General features: G+C 57.9%; 27 protein-coding genes. 23 read left to right on the top strand and 4 right to left on the bottom strand.

Going from position 1 to position 26,357, the window contains the following annotated elements; genetic code table 11:
* Nucleotides 1-68 precede the first annotated feature (68 nt).
* The 23 genes from flgB to HDF14_RS21010 all read left to right on the top strand — a co-directional run bounded on the left by flgB (nucleotide 69) and on the right by HDF14_RS21010 (nucleotide 20,855).
* On the top strand, nucleotides 69-437 hold the full coding sequence (gene flgB / locus HDF14_RS21120; RefSeq protein ID WP_183980669.1) for a flagellar basal body rod protein FlgB: 369 nt from the start codon (nucleotides 69-71) through the stop codon (nucleotides 435-437).
* A 3-nt stretch (nucleotides 438-440) separates the two neighbouring features.
* On the top strand, nucleotides 441-968 hold the full coding sequence (gene flgC / locus HDF14_RS21115) for a flagellar basal body rod protein FlgC (protein ID WP_183980666.1): 528 nt from the start codon (nucleotides 441-443) through the stop codon (nucleotides 966-968).
* A gap of 93 nt (nucleotides 969-1,061) precedes the next feature.
* Nucleotides 1,062-1,352 (top strand): flagellar hook-basal body complex protein FliE, encoded by a 291-nt coding sequence (gene fliE / locus HDF14_RS21110; RefSeq protein WP_183980664.1) that lies wholly within the window; start codon nucleotides 1,062-1,064, stop codon nucleotides 1,350-1,352.
* A gap of 32 nt (nucleotides 1,353-1,384) precedes the next feature.
* Nucleotides 1,385-3,178, top strand: coding sequence for a flagellar basal-body MS-ring/collar protein FliF (gene fliF, locus HDF14_RS21105; RefSeq protein WP_183980662.1), 1,794 nt, complete (start codon nucleotides 1,385-1,387; stop codon nucleotides 3,176-3,178).
* The gene (fliG, locus tag HDF14_RS21100; protein ID WP_183980660.1) at nucleotides 3,178-4,266 is read left to right on the top strand and encodes a flagellar motor switch protein FliG; all 1,089 of its coding nucleotides are present in this window, start codon (nucleotides 3,178-3,180) and stop codon (nucleotides 4,264-4,266) included. The genes fliF and fliG overlap by 1 nt, the downstream gene beginning before the upstream one ends.
* Nucleotides 4,250-4,987, top strand: coding sequence for a FliH/SctL family protein (locus HDF14_RS21095; RefSeq protein WP_183980658.1), 738 nt, complete (start codon nucleotides 4,250-4,252; stop codon nucleotides 4,985-4,987). The genes fliG and HDF14_RS21095 overlap by 17 nt, the downstream gene beginning before the upstream one ends.
* Nucleotides 4,984-6,324, top strand: coding sequence for a FliI/YscN family ATPase (locus tag HDF14_RS21090; RefSeq protein ID WP_406707254.1), 1,341 nt, complete (start codon nucleotides 4,984-4,986; stop codon nucleotides 6,322-6,324). The genes HDF14_RS21095 and HDF14_RS21090 overlap by 4 nt, the downstream gene beginning before the upstream one ends.
* A gap of 37 nt (nucleotides 6,325-6,361) precedes the next feature.
* Entirely contained in the window at nucleotides 6,362-6,811 is a 450-nt protein-coding gene (locus HDF14_RS21085; protein ID WP_183980656.1) for a hypothetical protein, read from the top strand.
* 69 nt (nucleotides 6,812-6,880) lie between these two features.
* Entirely contained in the window at nucleotides 6,881-8,710 is a 1,830-nt protein-coding gene (locus HDF14_RS21080; RefSeq protein WP_183980654.1) for a hypothetical protein, read from the top strand.
* A 47-nt stretch (nucleotides 8,711-8,757) separates the two neighbouring features.
* On the top strand, nucleotides 8,758-9,246 hold the full coding sequence (locus HDF14_RS21075; protein ID WP_183980652.1) for a flagellar hook capping FlgD N-terminal domain-containing protein: 489 nt from the start codon (nucleotides 8,758-8,760) through the stop codon (nucleotides 9,244-9,246).
* Between the two features lie 89 nt (nucleotides 9,247-9,335).
* On the top strand, nucleotides 9,336-10,571 hold the full coding sequence (locus HDF14_RS21070; protein WP_183980650.1) for a flagellar hook protein FlgE: 1,236 nt from the start codon (nucleotides 9,336-9,338) through the stop codon (nucleotides 10,569-10,571).
* 178 nt (nucleotides 10,572-10,749) lie between these two features.
* Nucleotides 10,750-11,337 carry a flagellar basal body-associated FliL family protein gene (locus tag HDF14_RS21065; protein ID WP_183980648.1) on the top strand — a complete coding sequence of 196 codons (588 nt, stop codon included), beginning with the start codon at nucleotides 10,750-10,752 and terminating at the stop codon, nucleotides 11,335-11,337.
* Nucleotides 11,338-11,379: 42 nt separating this feature from the next.
* Nucleotides 11,380-11,721 carry a FliM/FliN family flagellar motor C-terminal domain-containing protein gene (locus tag HDF14_RS21060; protein WP_183980646.1) on the top strand — a complete coding sequence of 114 codons (342 nt, stop codon included), beginning with the start codon at nucleotides 11,380-11,382 and terminating at the stop codon, nucleotides 11,719-11,721.
* A gap of 50 nt (nucleotides 11,722-11,771) precedes the next feature.
* Nucleotides 11,772-12,080: a flagellar biosynthetic protein FliO gene (locus tag HDF14_RS21055; RefSeq protein ID WP_183980644.1), complete on the top strand. Its 309-nt coding sequence runs from the start codon at nucleotides 11,772-11,774 to the stop codon at nucleotides 12,078-12,080.
* Nucleotides 12,071-12,979: a flagellar type III secretion system pore protein FliP gene (gene fliP / locus HDF14_RS21050; RefSeq protein WP_260698469.1), complete on the top strand. Its 909-nt coding sequence runs from the start codon at nucleotides 12,071-12,073 to the stop codon at nucleotides 12,977-12,979. The genes HDF14_RS21055 and fliP overlap by 10 nt, the downstream gene beginning before the upstream one ends.
* Nucleotides 12,980-13,009: 30 nt before the next feature.
* Nucleotides 13,010-13,279 (top strand): flagellar biosynthetic protein FliQ, encoded by a 270-nt coding sequence (locus HDF14_RS21045; protein ID WP_183980642.1) that lies wholly within the window; start codon nucleotides 13,010-13,012, stop codon nucleotides 13,277-13,279.
* 7 nt (nucleotides 13,280-13,286) lie between these two features.
* Nucleotides 13,287-14,069 (top strand): flagellar biosynthetic protein FliR, encoded by a 783-nt coding sequence (locus tag HDF14_RS21040; protein ID WP_221304806.1) that lies wholly within the window; start codon nucleotides 13,287-13,289, stop codon nucleotides 14,067-14,069.
* Nucleotides 14,070-14,168: 99 nt separating this feature from the next.
* Nucleotides 14,169-15,359: an EscU/YscU/HrcU family type III secretion system export apparatus switch protein gene (locus tag HDF14_RS21035; RefSeq protein WP_183980640.1), complete on the top strand. Its 1,191-nt coding sequence runs from the start codon at nucleotides 14,169-14,171 to the stop codon at nucleotides 15,357-15,359.
* Nucleotides 15,360-15,394: 35 nt separating this feature from the next.
* Complete coding sequence (flhA, locus tag HDF14_RS21030; protein WP_183980921.1) at nucleotides 15,395-17,479, top strand: flagellar biosynthesis protein FlhA; 2,085 nt, start codon at nucleotides 15,395-15,397, stop codon at nucleotides 17,477-17,479.
* Between the two features lie 57 nt (nucleotides 17,480-17,536).
* Nucleotides 17,537-18,475: a sigma-70 family RNA polymerase sigma factor gene (locus HDF14_RS21025; protein ID WP_183980638.1), complete on the top strand. Its 939-nt coding sequence runs from the start codon at nucleotides 17,537-17,539 to the stop codon at nucleotides 18,473-18,475.
* A gap of 49 nt (nucleotides 18,476-18,524) precedes the next feature.
* The gene (locus HDF14_RS21020; RefSeq protein ID WP_183980636.1) at nucleotides 18,525-19,538 is read left to right on the top strand and encodes a flagellar motor switch protein FliM; all 1,014 of its coding nucleotides are present in this window, start codon (nucleotides 18,525-18,527) and stop codon (nucleotides 19,536-19,538) included.
* A 13-nt stretch (nucleotides 19,539-19,551) separates the two neighbouring features.
* The gene (gene fliN / locus HDF14_RS21015) at nucleotides 19,552-19,860 is read left to right on the top strand and encodes a flagellar motor switch protein FliN (RefSeq protein ID WP_183980634.1); all 309 of its coding nucleotides are present in this window, start codon (nucleotides 19,552-19,554) and stop codon (nucleotides 19,858-19,860) included.
* A complete protein-coding gene (locus HDF14_RS21010) occupies nucleotides 19,848-20,855 on the top strand; it encodes a hypothetical protein (protein WP_183980632.1) in 1,008 nt (335 codons plus the stop codon). Before fliN ends, HDF14_RS21010 begins: the two co-directional genes overlap by 13 nt.
* 71 nt (nucleotides 20,856-20,926) lie before the next feature.
* Here the strand turns inward: HDF14_RS21010 and HDF14_RS21005 are convergent, their stop codons facing one another.
* The 4 genes from HDF14_RS21005 to HDF14_RS20990 all read right to left on the bottom strand — a co-directional run bounded on the left by HDF14_RS21005 (nucleotide 20,927) and on the right by HDF14_RS20990 (nucleotide 26,101).
* On the bottom strand, nucleotides 20,927-21,301 hold the full coding sequence (locus HDF14_RS21005; RefSeq protein ID WP_260698468.1) for a peptidoglycan-binding domain-containing protein: 375 nt from the start codon (nucleotides 21,299-21,301) through the stop codon (nucleotides 20,927-20,929).
* A gap of 263 nt (nucleotides 21,302-21,564) precedes the next feature.
* Nucleotides 21,565-23,226: a trypsin-like peptidase domain-containing protein gene (locus tag HDF14_RS21000; RefSeq protein WP_183980628.1), complete on the bottom strand. Its 1,662-nt coding sequence runs from the start codon at nucleotides 23,224-23,226 to the stop codon at nucleotides 21,565-21,567.
* Nucleotides 23,227-23,388: 162 nt separating this feature from the next.
* Nucleotides 23,389-24,315, bottom strand: a complete 927-nt coding sequence (locus tag HDF14_RS20995; RefSeq protein WP_183980626.1) for a DMT family transporter — start codon at nucleotides 24,313-24,315, stop codon at nucleotides 23,389-23,391.
* Nucleotide 24,316: 1 nt separating this feature from the next.
* Nucleotides 24,317-26,101: an amidohydrolase gene (locus HDF14_RS20990; RefSeq protein WP_183980624.1), complete on the bottom strand. Its 1,785-nt coding sequence runs from the start codon at nucleotides 26,099-26,101 to the stop codon at nucleotides 24,317-24,319.
* Between the last annotated feature and the right edge of the window lie 256 nt (nucleotides 26,102-26,357).

The following is a 26,357-nucleotide window of genomic DNA, read 5'->3' as shown; positions in this document are numbered from 1 at the left end:
CGCTCTCATTTGAGGGCGCTTTTGTTTGGTCGTACGACTGCATATGTCATGGCGTGGAGGTGCAGAACATGCAGACGACGACAGCGATGAGTGATGCTTTGGGACGATATCTGGATCTGACCAGTCAGCAGATGCAAGGGACTGCGAGAAACATGGCGAATGTTGATACGCCTGGCTTCAAGACGCAGGGGTTCGACTTCGAAGAGGTGTTCGCTCAGCAGTTGAATGACAGCGCCGGAGCGACGGGCCTTGAGGGCGTGCAGGCTCCGATGGAGGACGTCGATGGATTGGTGGCGCGGCCGGATGGTAACAACGTGTCGATGGACCGCGAAGGCTTGCAACTAGCCAAGGCGCAGATGCAGTTCAAGCTGGGAACGCAGCTTTTGAAGGGCGAGTTCTCGTCGGTAATGAGTGCAATTCATATGGATTCGAAATAAGCCATGAATATCTTTGGAGTGATGGATATAAGCGGTTCGGCGTTGAAGGCCGAGCGAGTACGTGCCGAGGTGGTGGCTTCGAATATGGCCAATGCTGAGACGACGCGAACGACGGATGGTGGGCCCTATCAGCGCCACCATGTGGTGTTCCAGGCTCAGGATGGCGGAACCTTTCAGGACTCGATGGTGAACCATTTGAACGGTGGCACGAGCGTGAGTGTGGGGACTGGTTTAAAAAATATCTATGGCGGCGGTATTATCGGCGGCTTGAGTGGTGATCTGACAGCGGCCAATCCTACGCCGGGTGGGGTTGAAGTGACCGGGGTGATCGCAGATGCAAGTAAGCCGCTGCAACGGTATGACCCATCGCACCCAGATGCGGGACCGGATGGATTTGTGGCGTATCCGGATATCAATCCGCTGACCGAGATGGTGGATTTGATGGGGGCGACGCGGTCCTACGGGATGAACGCCTCGGCGATCACGGCGGAGAAGGGCATGTTCAATTCTTCGCTTGACCTTCTGAAGTAAGGCGATAGGCGCGGGGCGCGAAGACATAAGAAACGCAGAGGAGGAATTGTGGTCGGATTGCCTGTTGGTCCTGGGGTAATGAGCGGAGTGGGAATGGGAGGTCTCGATGATGGCTTCCTGAGTGATGCGGGTGTCGCGGCGTCGAATGCGGGTGGTGCGGGTAGTGTGCCGTTTGCTGGAGTGCTGCAGTCGATGGTGAAGGAGACGGCAAAGCTTGACCAGAAGGCTGGGGAGGCTGTGACCGGGTTGTTGAATGGCTCTGGTGTTGAAGTGCACGACGCCATGATTGCGACACAGAAGGCGAATATGGCGTTCGAGCTGGCGCTGCAGGTGCGGAACAAAGCAGTAGGCGCTTATCAGCAGATGATGGGCATGCAGTTCTAAGAACTTAGGGTTCAGAGAGACGCTGGGGCGAGATGGCAGAGACAGAACAGGTTGGCGGGGCGGGGATTCAAAGAGCGGGACAGGTCGGCGCCGGTGTGGCTGGCGGGACTCCTCTTGAAAAGGCGCAGGCGATGGCCTCGGCGATGCGCGAGCGGTTGACGGCGATGCCGGCGGCGAAAAGAACCTGGCTGATCGCGGCTGGGGTTTTTCTGGCTGCGGTGTGCGCTGCGATGGTTTGGTTTGCGGGCCGGCCGGATTGGCGTGTTCTCTTCAACGGGCTCGATGCGAAAGATGTACAGCAGGTTTCGCAGGAGCTTGCAGCGGCGGGAATTCCGTACGAGACGACGGCGGATGGCGCTGGAGTTCAGGTGCCCGCGGATATGTTGGATAAGGCTCGGATGGAGGTAGCAGCGAAGGGGATGCCGCAGACCGGGCGTTTGGGTTTTGAGCTGTTCGATAAACCGAACTGGGTGGGTAGCGAGTTCGATGAGCGTGTGAACTATCAGCGTGCTCTGGAGGGCGAGCTTGAGCACACGATAGGAACACTCGGCGTGGTCAAGTCAGCCCGTGTGCACCTGGTGCTGCCGCAGCCTTCATTGTTTACCGCAGAAGAGAGGGTGGCGAAGGCTTCGGTAGTGTTGAAACTGAAGCGGGATGCGCTTGATCCCGAGCAAGCGGATGCGATCCGTAGTTTGGTAGCGGGATCGGTGGAGAATCTGAGCACGGATCAAGTGACGCTCGTGGATGCGGATGGGCGAGTGAACTTCAAGCCACGCTCTAGCAACGCGGCTGAGGCTGAAGCGGAACAGGCGATGGAGGCAAAGCTGGTTGCGATGCTCGAGCCGCTGGCAGGGCGCGACAACGTGCGTGCCACCGTGAACGTGAGTTATGACGAGGGCAGCGAAGAGCGGACAGACGAGGTCTATGACCCGACCGAAGTGGCGACATTGAGTATGCAGAAGAGCGAACAGGTATCGACCGGACGGGGAGGGCCTTCGGGCGTTCCGGGGACGGCGAGCAATTCGCCTGGTGCGTCTGCCGAGGGTGCAGTGGCGGGATCGCAGGCGGCCGCCGCACCTGGAACTCCTCCCTTGCTGCAGAAGCAGGCTCAGGCTTTGCCGGTGTATCCGCAACAGAATGGAGCGCAGGGGCAAAGCATTCATCAGGAAAATGGAACCTACGGAGTTACAAAACATCTGGTGCATACGGAGCAGGGGCCGGGCCGAGTGCGTCGTGTGTCGGCTGCGGTGGTGGTGAACGATCGGAGTATGACTGAGGGTGCGGGCAAGCTGGAACATGTGGTGTGGAAGCCGCGCAGCGCGGAGGAGATGCATCGGCTGGAGGAGCTTGCGCAGGCTGCGGTTGGCTATGATGCACGGCGCGGCGACCAGGTGGTGATGCAAAACGTGAGCTTCAGCACGAATGCTCCTGAGGTAAAGCCACCGGCCATGGACAGGCTGATGGAAGAGGTGCGCGGATTGCTGCATACGCAACCGGGACTCGTCCGAACGGCGGTGATTGGTCTATGCGGTGTGCTGGTGGTTCTCTTTGTGTTGCGGCCGGTTGCGAGCCAGATGACCGCGACGTTACGTGAGCCAATGATGTTGCCGGCGGCGAGTGGCGAAGTCGGAGTGATCGGCGCGGGGGGAGAACAGTTATTGCCGTTGCCCGAGGAATCGGGTGAAGAGATGCCGCGGTCGAGAAACAAAACCTATCAGTTGCAGCAGGGAATCTTTGAGCAGGTGTCGGAGCATATTCGCCGGGAGCCGGCGCAGAGCACGCGGTTGATCGAGGCCTGGATCGGGACGTCTGAGGAGAGATCGTAATGGGGACAGCAGTGCAGTTTTCAGGTGCAGAGACGATGCGGCAGAATCCGCTGCTGTTGACACCGGAGTCGGGATTTGTGCCGGCCGACATTTCGGGGCTGCGGAAGGCCGCAATCCTGATGGTCGCGATCGGAGACGAACTGGCGAAGACGCTCTTTCAGAGTCTTTCGGAAAACGACGTGCGCCGGGTGACGGAAGAGATTACGCGGCTGGGAGATGTTCCGGCAGCGCAGTTGACCCAGGTGCTGACCGAGTTCTACGGGCTGCTGGAAACGCAGCAATACATGGTTCGTGGCGGCCCAGAGTATGCGCTGAAGCTTTTGACGGAGGCATTCGGCGCTTCGCGGGCGGAAGAGTTGCTGCTGCAGGTAAAAAAGATTCGCGAACGTACGAATGGCGACATGGCGATGTTGCAGAACATGGATGCGCAACATCTGAGCAAGTTTCTCGAGAATGAACACTCTCAGACTGTCGCGCTGGTACTGGCACATCTCGATGCGAAGCGTGGTTCTACGGTGCTGATGAATCTGCAGGGTGCGATGCGGGTGGATGTGGTGCGGCGCCTCGCGGAGATGCGGCAGTTCTCGCCAGAGATGGCGCAGACAGTTGCGATGGCGCTGCATAAGCGAATGGAGAAGATGGGTTCGAGCGGGAGGAAGTCGTACTCGGGCTTCAAGGCAGTCGCCGAGCTGTTGAACCGCCTGGATCAGGGTGAGAGTCGCGGGATACTGGAGGAGATCGAACAGAGCGAACCGAAGGTGGCTATCGGGATACGCGAGCTGATGTTTGTGTTCGAAGACCTATGCACGGTGCCTGCCGAGAGTATTCGCGAGTTTGTAGGCGAAGTTGACAAGAAGACGTTGGCGATTGCGCTGAAGGGCGGCAAGGACAATGTGAAGGCTCACTTGTTCAAGGCGATGAGTTCACGTGCAGTCGAGATGTTGAAAGAGGACATGGAGGTGATGGGGCCGGTTCGGATGAGAGACGTCAGTGCGGCTCAGCAGGAGTTGCTTGCTCTGGCGAGGCAGCTTGAAAGCGAGGGACGGATGATCTTGAAGATGGAGGTGGAAGATGATCTCGCCGTCTGAGAGCGCAGGTGCAGATGCCAACGACAGCGCCGCGGTGCGATCGCCCGAGAGGCTCATGAAGCCGGGTGTGAAGAACATATCGCGGCTTGAGTTTTATCCGTTGGATCGGCCAGCGTTCGTCGCTGATAGCGAGTCGGAGAACGAGATTGCCGGTGCAGAGACTCTTCTGCCGGAGAAAGAGGCGCTTGTTGGCCCACAGCAGTCTCAGGCGGAGCAGATGTCAGACCGAGTCGAGATCGCGCGGAGTGAGGCGACGGCTGAGGCTCGTCTTCTATGGCAGGCGGAGCTTGAAGAGGCGATCGGGAAGGAGCGGTCTCGGCTTCAAAGAGTTGAAGAAGAGTTTCGCCAACAGCGAACGAAATACTTCGCCGGAGTAGAGAGTGAGATTGTTCGGTTGGCACTAGCCATCGCGACCCGAGTGCTCCATCGTGAGGCTAAACTCGATCCGCTGTTATTGGCTGGCGTGGTGAAAGTGGCGCTCGAGAAGGTTGCAAAGGACAGTAGTGTAGTGCTGCGAGTGCCAGCTAGCGAGGTTGAGAGGTGGCGGGATGCGTTTGCAGAGAATCAAGAATCCGCTCTGAAGCTGGTGGGAGATGAACGTCTGGGAACCAGCGAATGCGTACTTGAAACAAACGTTGGCCGAGTGGAATTGGGTGTGAGGGCGCAGCTGGAAGAGATTGAACGAGGTTTCTTCGATCTGCTGCAGCAGAGGCCCGCATGAGAGGTGACACTCAGGGCGCCGTGGATACGGGTTCGAATCGTCTGGGCGTTTACATGACTCAGCTGGCGAATCGGCCAGCCTGGCGGTGGAGCGGGCGTGTGGTGGAGGCGAATGGGCAGACGGTTGAAGCCGAGGGCCCTTTGTGTTCAGTGGGAGAGTGTTGCGAGATCGTCGACAGCGAGGGTCAAAGACATCGGGCGGAGGTTATCGGATTTCGCGGCAGGCATGTGCTGGCGATGCCTCTGAAAGAGACGCAGGGAATTCGCTATGGAGATGCGGTGCTCGCAATGGGTGTGACGCCGCAGATCGCAGTAGGGACAGAGATGGAAGGGCGCATCGTCGATGCTTTGGGGACGCCGCTTGACGGGCTGCCCACACCGCGGGCGGCAGCGATGTGGCCTCTTGATGGGACCATACCGCACCCAATGGAGCGCGAGCCGATCCGAGAGCCTTTGCAGACTGGGCTTCGCGTGTTGGACGGAATGCTGACGGTTGGGCGTGGGCAGCGAGTGGGGATCTTTGGTGGCTCGGGTGTGGGGAAGAGCACGTTGATTGGAATGATGACCCGGAATACGGCTGCTGATCTTACGGTGGTTGGATTGGTGGGTGAGCGTGGGCGCGAGGTGCGCGAGTTTGTCGAGGATTCGCTGGGCGAAGAGGGGCGCAAACGATCGGTGGTGTTGGTTTCAACTTCAGATCAGAGTCCGTTGCTGCGGATGCGAGCGGCGATGGCGGCGACCTCGGTGGCGGAGTTTTATGCGGCACGGGGGAAGCATGTCTTACTTGTGTTGGATTCGTTGACGCGATATGCGATGGCGGCGCGAGAGTTGGGGCTTGCGGCGGGAGAGCCCCCAGCCAGCAAGGGATATACGCCATCGGTGTTTGCAAAGCTGGCGAAGCTGGTGGAACGCGCGGGGAACTTTCGCCACGGGAGCATCACGGCTTTTTATACGGTACTGATGGAAGGCGACGATCAGCAGGATCCAGTGGTGGATGCGGTGCGATCGATTCTGGATGGGCATGTGGTGTTGTCTCGGTCGATGGCCGCGAGCGGATGGTATCCACCGGTGAATGTCCTGGATTCGCTGAGCCGGTTGATGCCTGCGGTCACGGTGCCGGAGCATCGGGCGCAAGCCTCTACAGTGCGGAGACTGCTGGCGGCTTATGCGCGGTCAGAGGATTTGATTCGCATTGGAGCCTACAAAGCGGGGACCGATGAAGATCTTGACCGGGCGATGCGGGCGATGCCTATGTTGCGTCAGTTTCTTGAACAGAGAAGCGATGAGCGTGTGACGATGCAGGACAGTGTGGCACGGCTAAACGGAATGGAGATTTAAAAGAATGTTGACACGGCTGGAGACCTTGCAACGATTGATGAATTTGTACGCTGCTGTCGAGCAGATGCATTCGACCGAACTGCAAAGGATCACAATCGCGGTTCATGAGGCACAGCAGACGATTGAGATGGAGCAGAGTGTCGCACAGGAGGCGCGTGCTAATGGCCGTGAAGCGCTTTCGGTCGGAGATCGCGCCGGTTGGATGATCTCCGAAACCCAGCAGGAGACTGCAGGGTGGCGGACACAGAGATTGGCGAAGATTCGCCTGGAGCGCCAAGAGCTGAGCGATGCAGCCAGAGAGCAGTATGTCGCGAGCCGCTTGAAAAAAGAACAGATGAAACGAGTCTTCGAGGAGATGGAAAGACGAACTGCGATGGAAGAGGGCCGAAGGGCGCAATCAACCTCCGATGATCTCTTCCTGTCGCGGAGGCGATGGACCGACGCGACAGAGATGCTGGAGGACAAGGAGCAGATGAAGGCTTCCTAATAGTTTCGGGATGGGTTTGGTCTGTGGATTGCAATTGCATCGGCTGCACGAGATGGACGAGGGACAGAGATGATGAGTACAGCGATTCTGATGTCGATGGGCGCGGAACAGAGTACGAAGCGCCCGGTTGCCCAGGAGGTAGATAAGTCAGAGGAGCCCACTTTTGCGCAAGCTCTTGATGCTCGCGTGGGTATCCCTTCGGAGACGGTGGGTGAGGATCCTGCTGCAGGAGCGCCGCCTGAGTTGCGGAGTGCAAAAGCAGAGGTGACGGCTGGTACAAACGCGTGGAATCTGGAGGCTGCAGTAGGAGGCTCTGCGGCGCTAGTGGAGAAGGGATCTGTCGCTGGAACACTGCACGAGGGGAGTACTTCCAAGTCGGAGTTGGTCACGAAGAATTTGATTGACGTGCCTGAGTTGACGGCTGGGGGGAAGGCAAAGTCGTTTGCGGGCCAGGTGACTTCAAAGGGAGGTGCTAGCAAACAGATCGCAGCCGGCAAGAGTAGTCCCTCGCAGACTGTGGCTGTCGTGAAGCCGCAGGATCTTGGGGAGACGGAAGATTCAGGAACGCAAGTTGCTAAGCTGTCCGGGAACACGGAAGAGATCCCAGGGGAGACGCGAACGGGGCTGCCCATTGCCGCGGCGTCAAGCACACAGACTGGAGAGGTAAATCCCACGGAGGGGCAGAGGGACGAGAATCAGATTCTGACACCCAGCCTTGAGACGTTTGTGACTTCGAAGGGAATTAGGGCGACAGGCACTGCGCTGGAGAGTGCCACCGCCAAGAAGACAATCAAAACGCAAGGGAGTGATGCAACCGCAGCGGTTGCTTCGAAGGGTGGCACAACTGCAGTTCATGTGATGACAGATGAGGCTAAGCCTGCACATGGCGTTGTGATCCAGGTTCCCGCTCCGTTGTCTGGTCAGACAGAGGCGTATGTCGCGCTGATCGTCGCCCCGACCGCTTCACATATCGCTGTGAGTTCTGGGGCTGCAGATGGAGCGGCCCTCGTTGGTGCGACTGCGAGCAACACGACGGCGACTGCGGGGACGACCCCAGCTGCAGATGGCTCGAGTCACAAAAACCTTGTGCAGAGCACGAAAACTCCCGCGTCGAATATTGAGACGATACCTGCGGCTTCAGCAGACCCGGCCGGAACAGCAAACATTGATGTGAGAGCGGAGAAGTCATCGGCAGTAGCGGGGAATCAAACCGGGGATGGCGATGGTAAGGGACGCACTGCAGGCGAGTCTCTCGTGACCTCGATTCATTCAGTGGTTTCAGGGAGCGAAGTTACGAATTCGGCTGTGCCTTCTGGCGTAACAGGTTTAGTGAAGTTGCCAAACGGAGAGTCTCGCGCGCAGACATCGGGACTGACTACTGGATTCAGAGAGCAGGATGGTTCAGGTGCGATAGCGCGGTCTCTGGAACCAATGCCACGAACCTTGTCGGCGACTCCAACGGCCCTTGAGGTTGGGATTCCTGATGGGACACACGGGTGGTTGAAGGTTCGGGCCGAGATGACAGACGGAGGTGTGGTCAATGCTTCGGTGTCGGCGGCGTCGCCGGCGAGCCAGGAGATGCTGCATCGGGAGCTGCCCTCGCTGACGGCGTATCTACAGGCGGAGAAGGTTGCGGTGAATTCGGTTGTTGTTCATCCAACGGCGGGCACAGGAGCTGACTCGCGAGGTTACTCGGCGGGAGCAGAGAGTGGAGCGAGTGGACAAACGCCGCAGGGAAGTCACGAAGGAGGAGAGCAACGACACGGTTCTGTGAATGCGGCCACGGAGGCCCCAGAGGATGTCTCGAGCCATCAAGAATTGCGGGGAGTTGGAGAGGATGGGACGCTACCGCTGATCGTCTATGAAGGCGGTGGAAGCTGGTTGAGCGTTAGGGCGTAACGTGCAGATCAAATTTCAACAACTACGTGAGATGAGGAGATAGAAGGATGGATTGGTCACCACTGAATTCGTTTGTAACATCGGGAGCGTCGTCGGCAGGAACAGTGGCTTCGGCACTAGCTCCGAAGCAGGCGGCGGTACATGCGACGCCGAAGGCGTCATCGACCAACGGAACATCTAACAGCGGGTCAGCTAGCAGCAGTGCAGCGAGCGATCCATCGGATATTACGTCGGATGATTTTCTGACGTTGCTGGTGAGTGAGCTCCAGAACCAGGATCCTACACAGCCGACGGACCCAAATCAATACATTACGCAGCTGGCGCAGGTTAACAGCCTTGAACAGTTGATCTCGATTAATCAGGGAATTACCACTCTTGACGGTGCAGTGTCAGCTCCTAGTTCGGGCTCTGGTTCCAGCTCCGGTTCCGGGGCGAGCTCGGATGCAGTGGCTGCAGCTACGAGCGCAAACACTGCGTTGGGTTTGCAGTCGATTTCGGGACAGAATGCGATATGGGGCGGCTCGACGGCGAGCTAAGACGCAAATGAACAGCCCGTAGCGCCCATTTACCGTGGGTTCGCGCGGTCAACCGAACTACAACCAAAAAAAGAACAGGGAGAAGAAAGATGGGAAATTTTTCGATTGCACTGTCAGGGCTTGAGGCTGACACGACGGCGTTGAATACGATTGGAAACAATCTGGCAAACCTAAACACGACGGCTTATAAGGGTCAGACGACTTCGTTCGAAGATCTCTTTCATCAACAGCTCGGAGAGTCCGGTGCGGGTGATCCGATCCAAGTGGGATCAGGAACCAAGGTCGGTTCGACCTCGACTGATTTTAGCGAGGGAACGCTTTTGCCGGATGCCAATGGGAATACGAGCGATATGGCTCTGGACGGCAACGGCTTTTTCATCGTGGAACAAAATGGCCAGCAGTCGCTAACCAGGGCAGGAAACTTTACTGTAGGCAACAGCGGCAGTTTGACGACGCAGGATGGTCAGTTTGTATTGGGTTACCCGGCGACGAACGGCGTAGTGAACACGAACACCAATCCCGCGCCGATCACACTTCCGGTGGGCGCGACCGAAGGAGCTCAGGCAACACAGAATATATCGGTGACCGCGAACCTGAACTCGGGCGCGACAGTTGGAACTACGTTTACGACGCCGGTAGAGGTGTTTGACTCGCTCGGCCAGAGCCATCAGGTCACGATTACCTACGACAAAACCGCTACAAACACCTGGAGCTACTCTATTGCACTGCCCGCCGGCGATGCGACTGGAACGCCGGTAAACACTACCGGAACACTTACCTTTGATTCGAGCGGAAATCTGACTTCACCAACTGGAGCAATCAGCGGAATCAGCTTTCCCACGATGGCCGATGGGGCCAGTGATCTGACCTTCAACTGGAATCTAAACGGAGGGGGAACAAGTCCTCTGCTCACGCAGCTAGCCTCCGCTAACAGCAATGGCGCGACTCCTCAGGATGGATTTACAAGTGGTAACTACACGGGATTCACCGTGGATCCAAGTGGCGTGATCGAGGCCAAGTTCAGCAACGGCAATTCGCAGACGATCGGCCAGGTTGCGGTGGCGAACGTTGCCAACGAGCAGGGACTGGTCTCTGTGGGAGGCAATAACTTCCAGACGACCGAGGCCTCAGGGCAGTTCGTTGCCGGAGTGGCGGGAACCGGTGGTCGCGGCGTGGTGGATGACAGTACGCTCGAGCAGTCCAATGTCAATATCTCAACAGAATTTTCTAATCTGATTGTTGCGCAGAGGGCGTTCGAGGCCAATTCGAAGACGGTAACTACCTTCGATACGATCTCGCAGGATGTGATTGCGATGGTTCGGTAAGATCTTCTGAAGCACGTTGAGGCGGCTTAGCGGGTGCGGGACTGGAAGATCGGTCCTACCGGCTGGCCGCCTCGGCTGTTCTTTCCTCTTTTAGAGCGAGCCTCACGGCGCAACCTGAAAATTCGCTAATGTTCGCAGACTCTGAACTGGCCACCCGCTTGCAATCTATTCAGGCATCATGGCTACTTCACCTACAGTTCTTGCTGGCGCGTCTTCTACGGTTCCTCCGGATTCCCCTCCTGCTGCGGCGGCAGCTCCGGTGGCGGCTAAGTTTCCACTCATTCCTTTATTGATTGCCGTGGTGTTGGGAATTGTCGTCGCCACGTTGGGTGTTGGCGGCGTTGTGTACTACCTGGTGCGGAGTGGTCGGCTTCCTGGACGAGAAGGGGCAGCACACAGGGCGGAAGCTGCAGCCCCGGCCGCGACCCATGCCATGGTGCTGGATCCGTTACTGGTGAACCTCGCAGATGCAGGCGGGAGCTCGTACCTCCGGATCGCTATGACTTTGCGTGTGGCAGATGCCGCAGAAGGTAAAGACGCGAAGCCCAAAGAAGAAAAGCCCAAAGATGGCAAGGAGAACAGTGATGCCGTCGCCTCGGTGCGCGACACGATGTTGACGGTGCTTGGGCAACAGACTGCGGACCGTCTATTGGCCGTTGATGGCAAAGAAGAGTTGAAGACAGAGTTGAAGACTGCGTTGGCCGAGCATAACGCTGATCTGAAGGTGATGGACGTGTTTTTCACCGACTTTCTGGTTCAGCGCTAACACGAGATTTGACTCGCAGAAAAGACGAGCGGACAGGGAGAGATGATGACGGGGACAGAGCTTGCGGTGACTGGTGTGGGGAGTGTTGGGGCGAAGAGTCTGGATCTGATGAAGACGGCGCCTGGTACTCCGTGGATGACGCGGATTGAAGAACATCCATCGTGGGATACGCTGTCGCAGCTGCGGATCACGATGCGGGTTGGAGTGCCTTTGAATCGGTTCAGGGTGCGCGACGTGCTGACGCTGAAGGTAGGCCAGGTGTTCGAAAGTGGTTCGTCTGAGACCGAAGATGTGCCGCTCATGGTCGGTCAGGTGCAGTTGGGTTGGAGTGAGTTTGAGGTCGTGGATCAGCGGCTGGGACTTCGGTTGACGCGTCTGGGGTAGGTGCAGAACTGCATGGAAAGTTGACAAAGTGTTTTGTGCGAGGAGCTGAGATGCGGTTTATGCAAGGTGTGAGACCACTAAATTTGAACGACGCCGCGGTGTCCGAGGTCCAGGGACTTGCGGGATGGGTGTTAGGTCTGGCGCAGAGTTGGCGCGAGCCGCGAGTCTCTCAGAAGAAACAGCTCCAGCTGGTGGAGACACTGCCGCTTGGAGGGAAACGGCAGCTGATGCTGGTGACGTGCGCGGGGGAGAGTTTTCTGGTTGGTGGCAGCTTCGAGAGCGTGGAGACGATTGTTCGACTGAGGGCTGAGTCTTCTGCGAACTTGATGGCGGACAGGATGGATGACACATGTCGGTGAGGACGGCACTTCGCCGATTGGTGCTAGCGCTGGCGGTGTTGGCGACGACTTTGCCCTTGGCGTATGCGCGGGCTGAGAGCAGGATGATGGTCGCAGCGGTGATGGCGCCGGAGTCATTCTGGGTTAAGAAACCGGCGGGAAGCTCCATCGCCGCTCACGGTCAGGCTACGTCAAAGAGCAGCAAAGTCGGTAAGACGCATGGGGTCGGGGCGGGCGAGAACATTCCGACTGCAGGGGCTAAGAAAAACAATTCGATCGCATCTGAGCTGGCAGGGAACAAGAGTGTTCCGTGGTCGATCGTCGTTGGGCTGACGCTGTTGACCCTGCTGCCGGCGTTGTTACTGTCGATGACCCCGATGGTGCGACTGCTCGTGGTCTTTCATTTTTTACGGCAGGCACTGGGGACGCAGACTGCTCCGTCGAACCAGATTTTGATGGGGCTCGCGTTGATGATGACGTGGTTCCTAATGCAGCCAGTTCTGCTGGAGGTAGAGCAGACGGCGGTCGCTCCGTACAGCGCGGGGACGATCACGGGAGAGCAGGCACTGGACCTTGGAGTCGCACCTGTAAAGAGATACATGCTCCGCTATTCGCGGGAGAAGGATCTCGCTGTGTTTGCGTCGGCGGGGATGGCTGTGCGGCCGAACAAAAGGGAGGATCTGCCGATTCAGGTGGTAGTTCCGGCATACATTCTGAGCGAGCTGAAGGCAGGGTTTCAGATTGGCGCGATCTTGTTTCTGCCGTTTCTGCTGGTGGATTTAGTTGTGGCAAGTATTACGACCTCGATCGGCATGATGCAGTTGCCGCCGGTCGTGATTTCGACACCGTTGAAGATACTGCTGTTCGTGATGATCGACGGATGGAGTCTGTTGGCAGACCAGCTGATTAAGAGTTTTTAGGGCGGCGAGTACGTAGCGATCGGAGCAGGAATGGGACCGGATCAGACTGTAGAGATTATGCGGCGACTGTTGATTGAGGCCATGCTCTTGAGCGCACCTCTGTTGGTGGCGGCAGCCCTGGTCAGTCTTGCAGTGAGTTTGCTGCAAACCCTTACCAGTGTGCAGGAGCAGACGCTGACGGCAGTTCCGAGGTTGGTGGTGGTCTTTGTGATCACAGTGGCGGTACTGCCATGGATGGTGCATCGGCTCGTTGGTTTCACGGTGCGTCTGTTCACTGATTTTCACAAGTACCTGGGATAGAGGCGCAATGAGTCACGAAGTGAGTGGATTGCTGGAGAATTGGCCTCAGTATCTGACGGCAGCGGTGCTGGTGATGGTGCGGCTGAGCGGGCTGATGGTGTTCGCTCCGGTCTTCTCTTCGTCGGCAATTGCCCCGCGGATCAAAGCCGGGTTTGTGTTTGCGATGACGATTCTATTGGCGCCTGCGGTAGCGACGGTGCCGGGGGCGCGAGCGGTGCTTGACGGGAGGGCGTTGCTGGGCGAGTTGAGCGTGGGTCTGCTGTTTGGACTTTCGCTGATGCTGTTGAACGAGGCGCTGACTTTTGCTGGGACCCTGCTGGGGTTGCAGTTCAGCTTTTCCCTGGTGAATCTCCTGGACCCGAATTCAATGATTGAGACGGCGGTGTTGGGGCAGATGCTGAGCTGGCTGGGTGTGCTCGTGATCATCGGCTCGGGATTGGATCGTAGCTTGTTGGCCGCGGTGGTGAGGAGTTTTTCTGCTGTGCCGGTAGGGCAGGCGGTGATGCTGGCGAAGACCGGAGTGGCGCTGGCCATGATGGGGGGTGGGATCTTTCTGGCAGGAGTGCAGTTGGCTGCTCCGGTGATGGCGGCTGCGTTGGCCGTAGAGGTGACGGTTGCGCTGGTGGCACGATTGTCGCCTCAGTTGCCTTCGCTGGTGATCAGCGTACCGGCTAAGACGATGGTGTCGTACGTGGTGTTGATAGCGAGCCTGGCCGTGTGGCCTGGATGGATTGAGCGACACTTCACGGCGCTGTTGGATGCTGCGGCAAAACTGTTGGTGCGGGCATGAGATTGGCGATGGCGAGTGAAGCCGGACAGTCGGCGGCGTCTGAGATTTTGTGGGGACACGAGATCGTGTCGGTGGGTTGTTGCTGCTTCAGAGGGCCAGATGGCAGATAAAGGCACAGAGCAGGCTACACCATTACGAAAGAAGAAAGCGAAAGAGAAGGGCGATAGCGTTCACAGCCGTGAGTTGCTCTCGGCGATGGCAATGCTTGGCGGCATCATGATGCTCGGTGCGATGTCGAATGGGTTTGTGGCTGATTGGGGCAAGGTGTACCAGGAGAGTCTCCGCTCTGCTACGACAAATGTGAGCGGCTTGAATGGACAGAGCGGAGAGCAACTTTTCAATGTGGCTGTGCGCCGGATTCTCGTGCCCGCACTTATGCCTGTGGGGTTCGTCATGGCGGCAAGCTTTGCCGGGGCGCTGGTGTCGGGAGTGGCACAGAGCGGTGGGGTGCAGATCTATCCGAGTGCAGTGGAATTCAAGTTTTCAAAGCTGAATCCGGTTACGAACTTGGGAAACCTGTTCAGTTTGCGGTCGACGACGCGACTGGTGAAGTCGTTGGTCCCAGCAGCGGTCATGGTCGTGCTGGGCTGGGGCGCTCTGAAGGCGTTGATGATTCCGATGCCTGTGATGAGTCTGCTGCGACTGCCTGCAACGTTTTCTGCGGCTTACGGGTTGGCGCTCGATGCCGCGTGGGTGACGCTGATGTGGTCTGCGCTCGATTATGCGATCGAGTGGAGGAGCTGGAATCAGCGGCTGAAGATGAGCAAGCAGGAGCTGCGCGAAGAGATGCGCGATGCGATGGGCAATCCGCAGATCAAGGCGAAGATCCGTCAGGCACAGCGAGCGATGCGCAAGCGCAAGGTGAAGGCGGATATGTCTCGTGCGAGCGTGGTGATTACAAATCCCACGCACTATGCGGTCGCTCTGGAGTTCAGCTTCGAGACGATGTCGGCGCCTACGGTGCTCGCCAAGGGGCGCGATCTGCTGGCCGCGGAGATTCGTGAAGAGGCGCGATGGGCTGGGGTTCCGATTATTGAGAATCCGCCGCTGGCGCGGAGCCTGTACAAGATGGTCGAGCCGGGGCAATCGATCCCGTTTGATCTGTATGCGGCGGTCGCGGGGATTCTGGCTTTTCTCTATCGGCAGAAGGTAGAGGAGCGTGTGCGTCGGGATCGTCAGGCGAAAGAGAGAGAGCAGAAAGCCCAGCTGGCGAGCCGGCTGTTCGATGGAAGAGGCAATGTGGGAGCGACGGGAATGGTTGGAATGCGTGGTTTCGGAGGTGGGATGTGAGTGAAGCAGCGATAAAGAAGAGTAGTGGTTTTCAGATGGCGAAGCTACAGACGCTGATGTTGCCGGTGGCAGCTATCAGCATGGTGTTCGTCATGATTATTCCGGTGCCGAGTGTGGTGCTGGATATTTTGCTGGCAGCCTCCATTACGGCGTCGGTGATTGTGTTTTTGACAGCGGTGCAGGTGCGGCGGGCGGTCGATTTCTCGGTGTTTCCGACGCTGCTTTTGCTGCTGACGCTGTTTCGACTGTCGTTGAATCTGGCTTCGAGCCGTAGGATCCTGCTGCACGGACAGGAGGGAACGCATGCTGCCGGTGCGGTGATTGAAGCGTTCGGGCAGTTTGTTGTGGGCGGGAATTATGTGGTCGGGCTGGTTCTGTTTCTTGCGCTGATCGCGATTCAGTTTCTTGTGGTGAGCCATGGTGCGGTGAGAACGGCTGAGGTCACGGCGCGATTTACTCTCGATGCTCTGCCGGGTAAGCAGATGGCGATCGACGCGGATATGAATGCGGGCTTGATCGACGAGCAAGGAGCGAGGAAGCGGAGACAGACCATCGCGCGCGAGGCTGAGTTCTACGGCGCGATGGATGGCGCGGCGAAGTTCAATCAGCGAGATTCGCTGGCGACGATTTTGATCACGGCGATCAATATCGTGGCTGGGTTGTTGATCGGTGTGTTGCAGCATGGCACGGATCTGGCTACTGCGGTGAAGACCTACACCATCCTCACAGTCGGGGATGGTCTGGTCACGATGATTCCAAGTCTACTGGTTTCGATTGCTGGCGGCATGGTGTTGACGCGGGCTTCGTCTGCGGGGTCGCTCGATGAAGAGCTGGGCACGCAACTGTTGCGGGGACGCAATACGCTCTGGATCGCTTGCGGTGTGCTGCTTGGATTGGCTCTGATTCCCGGATTGCCGAAGCTGTCGTTTGTGTTGCTGGCAGTTGGCGTTGGATTGATTGCGCGGCGGCTTCCCGCGGCGAAGGACGCTTCTTTACTGTTGGCGGAGGAGACCTCCGGAGTTGCTGCGAAGGGCGATAAGGCGAAGGCGGCGGACGCAGCGAAGGGTGAGAATCTGGCCTCGTTGCTGAAGATGGATGAGCTGACGTTGGAGATCGGATTCCAGCTGATTCCCATGGTGGACGAGAAGCAGGGTGGACAGATGCTCAATCGCGTTCGTGCGCTGCGGAGACACCTGGCGACCGAGCTTGGGTTTATCGTTCCGCCGATTCATATCACGGACAACCTACGGCTGAAGCCTCGTGAGTATGTCGTGAGTCTCCGCGGGATTGAGATTGCGCGTTGGCAGACCGAACAGAACTGGCTGCTGGCTGTAAACGCGGATCCAAAGGCGAGGGTGCTGCCTGGCGTGGAGACGAAGGAGCCGGCGTTTGGCGTGCAGGCCCGGTGGATTCAGCCTGGGCTGGAGGAGCAGGCTCTGGCTGCAGGTTATTCGGTAGTGGACCAGACAACCGTGATTGGAACACACCTTGGAGAGTTGATTCGGAGGCATGCCCATGAGCTGCTTGGTCGGCATGAGGTGAAGCGTCTGCTGGATAGCTTGAATGACAGTCATCCCAAGCTGGTGGAAGAGCTGGTGCCGAAGCTGATGACGCTGGGCGAGGTCCAGCGCGTGTTGCAGCAATTATTGCGGGAGCAGGTTTCTATTCGCGATCTGGGGGCGATCCTCGAGGTTCTAGTGGAAGCGGCGCAGCAATCGAAGAACGTGGTGCACCTGGTGGAGAGTGTGCGGCAGTCGCTGGGGAGAGGGCTGGTGCATTCGCTGCTGGATGGGGAGGGCGGCCTGAAGGTGCTGGTGCTGGAGCCCGAACTTGAGAACGAGCTGCAGCAGACTTTTGATCCGCTGGGCGCCGGGTTGCTGCTGGGTGACGGAACACGACCGGCGGGTATGCGTTCGGACTTTTTGAAGCGGCTGGTGGAATCTGTGAAACGCCTAACCGGAGGAGCGGCCACCTCGGCACTCCCCGTGCTTCTATGTCCGAGTCCAGCCCGTTATCACGTGCGACGTTGGCTGGAGCCGTTTCTGCCAAAGGTGACGGTGCTGGCGCCAGGAGAGATCCCTCCTGAGATTCGGGTACGGAGCATTGGCACGGTTGGTTAGAGATGGGCTGAAGAGAGACGGCAGGACGGTTCGGGGCAGATCAGGAATGGAGGAAGTATGAACACAGGGAGTTCGATTCCGGTACAGATGGGACAAAGGACGTCAAAAGGAAAGCTCTCCGGAGCGCAATGGGCTTCGCTGGAGGCTACAGAGTTTGATGAGATGGCGGGCCTGAAGGAGACGGCTATATTCGCTCCGTTCACCGCAGAGGAGCTGGCTGCGGCGGAGAGCAGCAGTGCAACCGAGCGGGACATGCTGTTGATGGAGCACCTGCCAACGGTGCGCTACCTGGCGCGACGTATCCACGAGCGGCTGCCGCAGCATGTGGAGTTGGATGATTTGGTTTCGGCGGGGGTAGTTGGGTTGATCGATGCTTTCTCGAAGTTTGATCATAAGAAGAAGGTGCAGTTCAAAAGCTATGCGCAGTTCAGGATTCGTGGGGCGATCCTTGATTCGCTGCGAACTCTGGACTGGAGCCCAAGAGAGTTGCGACGTAAGGGAAGGGCAGTCGAAGAGGCGATTCGTGCGGTGACGCAGCGGGTAGGACGAGCGCCGTCTGAGCAGGAGATTGCCCGTGAGATGGAACTGACTCTGGCGGAGTATCAGTCGCTGCTGGGTGATTTGAAGGGGCTTGAGATCGGCAGTCTCCACATGGAACGCTCAGAGGACTCGGGCGACGAAGAGCTTGCTTACGTGCCTGGAGCACCAGAGGATGATCCGTTGTTCCGTTGCTTGAAGGGCGAGATGAAGCAGCGACTGGCGGATGCGATCGACGAGCTTCCGGAGAAAGAGCGAATGGTGTTGACGCTTTACTACTACGAAGAGTTGACGATGAAAGAGATTGGACTGACTTTGGGCGTAGTGGAGTCGCGGGTCTCGCAGATTCATTCCTCGGCAGTGTTGCGACTGAGGGCGTCTCTTGCGAGTCTGCGGCCGGGGGATTCTGTCGGGGTGGTGAAGGCTAAGGCTTCAAAACGGAAGTCTGGAGCACGGTGACGCTCTGATTGAGTTGTCGTGAGAGATCTCTAACCAGAGAAAGGAATGCATGGGAAAGCAGCTTGGGCAGGGAGATATCGATGCACTGTTTGCGGCAGCCGGGGCTGCGAATGCTGAGCAAATAGAGGGCGCTGAGGTTGAGGTGCCCCTGGAGCAGTATGACTTTAGCAGTGCGGGTCAGATTAGTAACGATCAGATGCGCGCGATCAGTTCGGTAAACGATTTGTTTGCAAGGAATCTGATGCATACCTTGGGCGCTTGGCTGAGGACTCCATTCAAGATGAAGCTGGTAGCGGGTGAGCAACTTCCCTTCAGCGAATTTCTGGAGCGGCTTTCATCCCCGAATTACATCTGTTCGATTCGGCTGGAGCCACTTGGTGCGGTTGGGTTACTGGAACTGGAGCTGGCGCTGGCGTCGCCCATTGTTGATGTATTGCTTGGTGGGGTGGGGCGGGCGTGGCCGGCGCGGGAGTTGACGGATATTGAAGATGCAATTCTGACTTCAGTCGTGCAGATGACTGTGAAGGAGTTGAACCTGGCATGGCAGTCGGTCGGGTTGGAGTTTGTCTTTGAGAAGCGGGAGACTGACGCAGCGGTGGCCCGGTTGTTGACCTCTGGAGAAAAGACGCTGTGTGTCAGTTTTGAGGCGCGCATGCCTGAGGCTCAGGGGGCGATGAACATCTGCCTGCCGGCAGTTGTCTTGAATGCGATTCTACGACGGTTGATCTCTGAGGGTGACCGTCCGAAGAGACGATCGAAGGAGGCGCAGGCAAGGATGCGCGAGCTGTTGGCTGAGGTAAAGTTCGGCACCGCACTGCAGTTTCCATCAATGCGTCTAAAGGCGAGTGAATTGGCGGCCTTGGAGCCGGGCAGGGTTTTGCGTCTTCCGTTAGCGAAACACTCGATCTCGGAGCTGCGCGTTGGTGGTCTGCAGCTTGGGAAAGCGCACCCGGTGCGGACTGGTGAGCATCGCGGGGCTCAGTTAGAGGGCGATATCAACGACGAAATCCTAAACGACGCCTTGGAGACTCAGGGCGTGGTCGAAACCATGAGTGTGAACTAGGAGGGAACGGGTTATGGACAAGGTGATTGGCTCGGATGAGATAGCCGGAATTGATCCAGGGATCGGATTGTTGTGTGACATTGAACTGGATGCGACCCTGCAGTTCGGTTCACGCGATATGCCGTTGCGGGAGGTGTTGCAGTTGGGACCGGGGGATGTAGTGGAGTTGGACCGCCACGTATCAGAGCCGGTCGACTTGATAGTGGGTGACAGGATTGTGGCTCGGGGTGAGGTAGTCGTTGTCAGTGGCAACTTTGCTCTGCGCATTACCGAGGTGGCGACGCCGCAACTAAGACTGGAGAGCATTCGATGCCTTTTCTAACGAAGAAAACGGGAGCTATGAGGGTGAGCGCACTGATGCCGAGCGCCTTGAGGGTAGGAAATGGAGTGGCCTGGCAGGAGGATGAGTACAGGCCGTCGAACGAGTTGGGAGGATTTACGGGATATGGGTTTCCGTCTCTTCAGGAAAAAACATTGCAGCGAAGGGTCTGTGGAAACTTAGAGTGTGAGAGTGGTTGGACGATGCCGTGGCGAAATCGGCGAAGGCCGATCTTCGAAGGACAGTGGGGATGCAGCGGACGTTGTGTGCTTGCAATGGTTCGGGCTGCGGTGCGCCGTGAACTTAGCGAGGGAGGAACGTCCGTAGCTCAGTCTCCGTACCGGCATAGAGTACCGCTCGGCTTGCTCATGCTGGCGCAGGGATGGATTACACATCCGCAGCTCCAAAAGGCGTTGGCGGCGCAGCGAGAGCGCGGGACTGGCAAGATTGGAGAATGGCTTTTGAGTGAGTGCGGCGTGGAGGCTGAGCAGATCACCCGTGGGTTGAGCATGCAGTGGGGCTGTCCGGTGCTGACGACCGAAGGATTTTCACCAGAGTCAATGGCTCTGGTGATGCCAAGAATATTTATTGAGAAGTTCGGTTTACTGCCTCTGCGGGTCGCGGGCTCGCGAATTCTGTATCTTGGGTTTGCGGATAGGCTGGATGCTTCTTTGGCACTTGCGATGGAACAGATGACAGAGTTGAAGGCTGAGAGTGGAGTTGTGGAGGGTGCTCAGTTTGTGGCTGCCCGAAGCAAGTTTCTTGCTTGTGAAGGAGTTGAAGCAAAGCTGGAGACAGCTGAAGACAAGGATTCCATGGCGGCGCGAATTACGGCAGTGCTGGAGCAGAAACAGCCGGTTGCTGCTCGCCTGGTTAGAGTTCATCAGGACTATTGGTTGAGGATGTGGCTAGAGAGTGGCACCGTGGGGAAGACGGGCAGTTTGCCCGTGTCGCACGAAGATGTGAAAGACCATATCTTTACCATCCGGGTCCAGTAGAAACGGCGGAATTCTGATCTCATCGAAATAAAAAGAGGGCCGTTTGGCCCTCTTTTGTGCGCAGGAAATGCCTATCGTTGCATGAAGCCTGGAGCTGGCAACATGGAAGGCGCGGCCATTGCGGAGGATGTGCCAGCGCTCATCTTGGAATCCTGCTCGGGGCCGAGACCAAGCTTGATGATCGCTCTGGAATCGGGAATCAGCTTTGTCTGCCAGCCATTATCTTCCTGGAACTTCTGCATGGCCGATTCGGTCTGGGAGTCCCAGTGGCCTGAGGCCTCGCCGGAGAGATAACCTGACTTGATGAGCGACGCCTGAATCTGAGTTGCTCGTGCGTCATCAATGCCCCGCTGGCCTGCTGGCTTTGTTGCTGATTTGGAGTGTTTATTCGATAACCTGGGGGATGTGGGTCCGCGTCGCGCGTGAGTGAATGCCAGGCTTGGCATCGCGGCTGCGAGGAAAAACGTCGAGGTTAGGATCAGTTTGCCGAACCGCATAGTGAAACCATTGCCTTGGGTTGAATATCGGACAGAGAGTGCAGGATCTGCCGTCAATGTTAAAGGTAGAGTATCCCGTTAGTAACGTGCGTGGCAACAAAAAGGTTGACATGCGAGGATACATCTTTTGGGTGGGTTAGCCGCTTAGTCGTCTCAAGAAAAGAAGGAGTGCTGTTGAGACTGACCCAGTCACTCCTTCTCATCTTCGCTTTCTACGGCAGCGTGCCACCTACGTAGGAGTTGAGGTTTTTCTGGGTTGCAGACTGAATGACAAAGACAACGTCGTCTTTGGATTTCAGAGTGGAAACGATGGCTCGATAACTGGCCTCGTCTGTTACCGGTTTGCGATTGATGGCGGTTATGATCGTTCCTTTGCCAAGTCCGATCTCGTCGGCAAAAGAACCAGGCCGCACGTTCGTAACAATGACTCCGCCTTTGATGCCGACCTTAGCGGACAACGACGCGGGAATTGCCGATACGGTGATGCCGAGTTTGCCTTCTCCTGCATCGGTTTCCTGAGGAGTAGAGGTGTCATCCGGCTGACCAGTGATATCCGCGTATGTCTTGGCACGATCTCCGATAACGACGTTGGCGCTATTCTCCTTGCCGTCGCGGAGGTAGCCGAGCTTTACGGTCGAGCCAACATGGCGAGCAGAGATATCGTTGACCAGATCGTCGCCATCCTTGATGTTGCGACCGTCAATAGAGACGATAACGTCACCTGCCTGAATGCCAGCCTTTGCTGCGCCTCCGTTCGGTGTGACGACACCGACGATCACGCCGCTTGCGAAGCCATATACGCGGTTGACAGCGGAGGATTGCGCGACCTGGAACTGAATGCCGATGGAGCCGCGAACCACCTTATGTTCCGGACCGATTAGCATGTTGTAGACGTTTGCGATGATGTTGGCGGGCATTGCGAATCCAACGCCTTGAGAGCCCATCGACTGGGTGTAGATGGCCGTGTTCATTCCAACGACCTGACCAGCCATGTCGACTAGCGGGCCCCCAGAGTTGCCTGGATTGATCGCGGCGTCAGTCTGGATGAAGCGCTGGAATTGGGTTTGGGAGACGCCATTGGGACTGGGCTCATCAATGCTGCGATTTTTGGCGGAGATAATGCCAGCCGTGACCGTTTTAGAGAGGGCGAATGGGCTGCCGATGGCGAGCACCCAGTCACCGACCTGTGCGCCGTCGGAGTTGCCGAGTTTGACGGTAGGGAGAGGCTCCTTAGTATCGATCTTGATGACGGCAATGTCGGTGTCTTTGTCGACGCCGATCACTGTGGCGGGACGTCCTTCATCGCCGGGACCACCGTCAGGATCGGTGGAGAGCTTCACGTAGATCTTGTCGGCTTTGTCGACGACGTGGTTGTTGGTGATGATGTAGCCGCGCGAATCCACGATAAAGCCAGATCCGAGAGCGCGACGTTCCCCGGCGGCGCCACCGTCGCCATCGTCTCCACCCTGCCCACCGAAGAAGCGGTTAAAGAAGTCCTGCATGTCGCCGGGGGACTGCTGGCTGTCGTCGTCACTGTTTGGATCACTGGGCTGAGGTAGACGCTGTCCGCCGCGTTTGCGTTTGCTGTTCTGTGGCTTTGGTAGCTCCTCGGTGTTGATATTGACGACGGCTGGTCCTACTTGTTTGACGATCTGAGAAAAGCCGTTGGAAAGCGCTACTGGAGAGGGGATGATGAGAGGCTTCGCGTCAGTGGAGTTCACCTCGGACTGCTCTTTACCGCTTACGTTGCGCGTAAGAATGGAACCCGCCAGGATGCCGATCGATAAAGTCGCAAGGAGGGTGAAAGTCGTGGTGAGGCGATGTGCGCGGATGCGGTCGAGCAAAGTGGAGGAAGTGTTCTTCTGTATGTCCATTAGTAGATCTTGACCTCAGTGTTAAGTGTTACTGTGCGCCGAACGGCGTGCGCGGCATGAAGTTTAAGTATAGTCGCTGCTCTAGGCTATCGTTTTGTACGAGTCGGGGCGGGTTTCACTCTCCATTTAGACGCAAAAAAAAGACGAAAGTCTTCGTCGAGTTCAGATCGGATACATGGGGATTGGCGCGTCGGAGGGAAAAAGCTCGATTGTGACGATTCCGATGAGGATGAGGGCAGCTCCAAAAAGCGAGCGGCGGCCAAGGTGTTCATGCAGAACCAGGAACGAGGTGATGCAAGCGAAGACTGGTTCCAAGCTGAGGAGGATAGCGGTGTGGGTGGGGGGGAGATACTGCTGAGCCCAGCTTTGGATGGTGAAGGCCACAGCTGTGGCCAGAATACTGGTGATGGCGAGTGCCACGAAAAGACGGGGCGTGAGCGTTAGATGCGGTCTTCCTCCTAAAGGGAGGGTGATCGTCATCAGTAGTGCAGCCGACCCGATCTGGAGAGTGGCAAGGTGGGCCGTTGGGATGGCTTTCGAGACATGGGCCAAGGACAACAGATGGGCGGCGAAGGCTACTGCGCAGAACAGTGTAAGGATGTCTCCCAGGCCTACGGTGCTGAATAGGTTTTGCCAGGAGGTACCTGCGGGTGTTGTGAGGAGGAGGAGACCGGAGAAGGCGAGGATGGCGCCAAGGGCGCTGGTCCAGCGGGGAGGTGGTGTTCCCGAAGGACGAAGCGTGGGGAAGATAGTGAACAGAGGGACAAAGACGACTACGAGGCCGGTGATGAGGGCGGATTTCGCTGCGGTCGTGCGGGCGAGGCCCGCGGTCTGGAATTGGTATCCGGCTGCGAGGAAGAGGCCTACGATGAGCCCGGAGATTAGACTCTGGCGTTTGATGGAGCCGAGTTGACGGTGATTGATGATTACCAGCGCAACGAAGGCGAGAGCCATTCTTAGCAGATTGAAGAGGAGCGGCGAGGCGTCTTGAAGAGCGTCTTTAATTAGTACGAAGGTCGCCCCCCAGATGACGACGACCGCCAGCAGCAGGAGGTAGGCCAGGGCGGTGGGGCTTAGTCGACGGGGCAACTTAGTTGTTTGTCCTGGCCGTGGGCTTGGCTGTGCGATTCGAGGTATAGACGGTTTCGCCGTTCACGACGGTACGAAGGGCCGTGGTGTGGAGGAGTTGCTGGGGAGAGGCGGTGGTGATGTCGCGATCGAGAACGATGAGGTCGGCGAGATAGCCGGGTTCTAGACGGCCCTTTTGGCGTTCGCGGAACTCTGCGAAGGCAGAGGCTTGAGTGTAGGCGTAGATCGCTTCGTTTAGTGAGATTTTTTCTTGCGGTTGAAAAGTCTGGTCACCGGCCTCGTTCTGGCGGGTGATGGCGGCGTAGAGGCCGCGGAAGGGGTTGATGGACTCCACAGGGTAGTCGGTACCGAAGGCCAGGGTGACGTTGTGGTCGAGGAAGCTCCTCCAGGCGTAGGCGTATCTGGCGCGCTCGGAGCCGAGGCGGTCGGTCGCCCACTTCATGTCGGTGAGGAGGTGGGAAGGTTGCATGGAGGCGATGACGCCTTCACTGGCGAAGCGCGCGAAGTCATCAGGAAGCAGGACCTGGGCGTGTTCTACGCGAAAGCGGAGGGCGGCGGGGGTGGGGGTGGATGGGGGTGGGGTGGTGACGATGTGGGCGTCGGGACTGTTGGGGCTGTGGGGGTGAGGGGGCAGGTTGGCGACCTGATCGGCGGCACCGAAGGCGTTGAGGGCCATGTCGTTTGCGCGGTCGCCGATGGCGTGGAATCCGAGTTGGAAGCCTGCGGCGGCGCGCTCGGAGGCTAGCTGGGTCAGCTTGTCCTGTTGGTAGCGGGGGAGGCCGGAGTTGTGGGGGTCGTCGGAGTAGGGTTCGTCCATGGCGGCGGTGCGGGAGCCGAGAGAGCCGTCCATAAAGCCCTTGAGCATGGTGAGGTGGAGGAGCGGATCGTCGGCTGGGTGGCTGGCGCGGCGCTCTTTGAGGACCGTCAGGGGTTTGTCGAAGGGCATCCACTCGGCGAAGCGGAGGTGGAGTTTGTGCGCATCCTCGAGCTCTTCGAGGGCGAGGAAGTCCTCCCATTCGGAGTTGTCCTGGACGCTGGTGACGCCGTGGGCGAGGGCGTCGTTGATAGCTATATTGAGGGCTTTGGTGCGCTCTTCGGGGCCGAGTGAAGGAATTTTGCTCAAGACCAGGTCGTAGGCGGCGGGTTCGCGGAGGATTCCGGTGGGGTTGCCGGCGGAGTCGCGGTCGATTTTGGCGCCGCCGGGGTGCGGGGTGCCGGCTGTGATATTGGCGGTAGCGAGGGCGGCGGAGTTGGCGAGGGCCATGTGGCCGTCTACTCGGCTGAGGATGCACGGGTGGCCGGCGGTGACCGGGTCGATGTCCTCTCGGGTGGGAAGTTTGGCGCCGGGCCAGAGGGTGTGGTCCCAGCCGCCGCCCTGGAGCCAGAAGCCGGGTTTGGCCTTGGCGGCGTAGATGCGGATGCGTTGCTGCATCTCGGCCAGGGATTTGACTCCGTCGAGGTTGATGGAGAGTTGCTGCTGGCCTGCGGAGGCCATGTGGGTGTGGGCGTCGTTGAAGCCGGGCATTGCGAAGGCGCCGTGCAGGTCGATGATTTTGGTTTTTGGACCTTTTAGTTTGAGGATGGTTGCGTCGGGGCCGACGGCGAGGATTTTTCCGTTCGCGATGGCGAGGGCCCGGACTTTGGCTGGGGTGGGGGAGGGATCATCGGGGTGGAGGTGGGCTCCGGTCAGGATGTTGCCGTGGAGGTAGATGGTGTCGGGCGGGGTTTGTTGCGGGTGCGCGAGGGTGGTGAGGAGGAGAGTTGCGCTGAGAGTGAAGGGTTTCACGAGTGGAGTGTATCGCGGAGTTCGCCCTGTTGGGGTTGTGAACTGTTCAGGATTTCGATCTTCGGACCCTCCCCCTCCCCCTGAGGGGTATCTTGCAGGGAAGTCTCTTCAATTCATGAACTTGCAGCCAGGGTGTGCCGCTAAAATATAGAAAGGAAAATGGTTGCGCGCAAAATACTTGTTTTGTTATAGATGCGAGGAATACTTCGTCTCGGGTTGTAAGTTTGAGTGGATCTCGTACTCGGTAAGGCGGCGT

The sequence above is a fragment of the Tunturiibacter gelidiferens genome, from assembly GCF_014201335.1.
Lineage (GTDB): Bacteria > Acidobacteriota > Terriglobia > Terriglobales > Acidobacteriaceae > Edaphobacter > Edaphobacter lichenicola_E.
The sequence above is the reverse complement of the archived record's forward strand: the minus strand, read 5'-3'. Positions and strand labels throughout refer to the sequence as shown.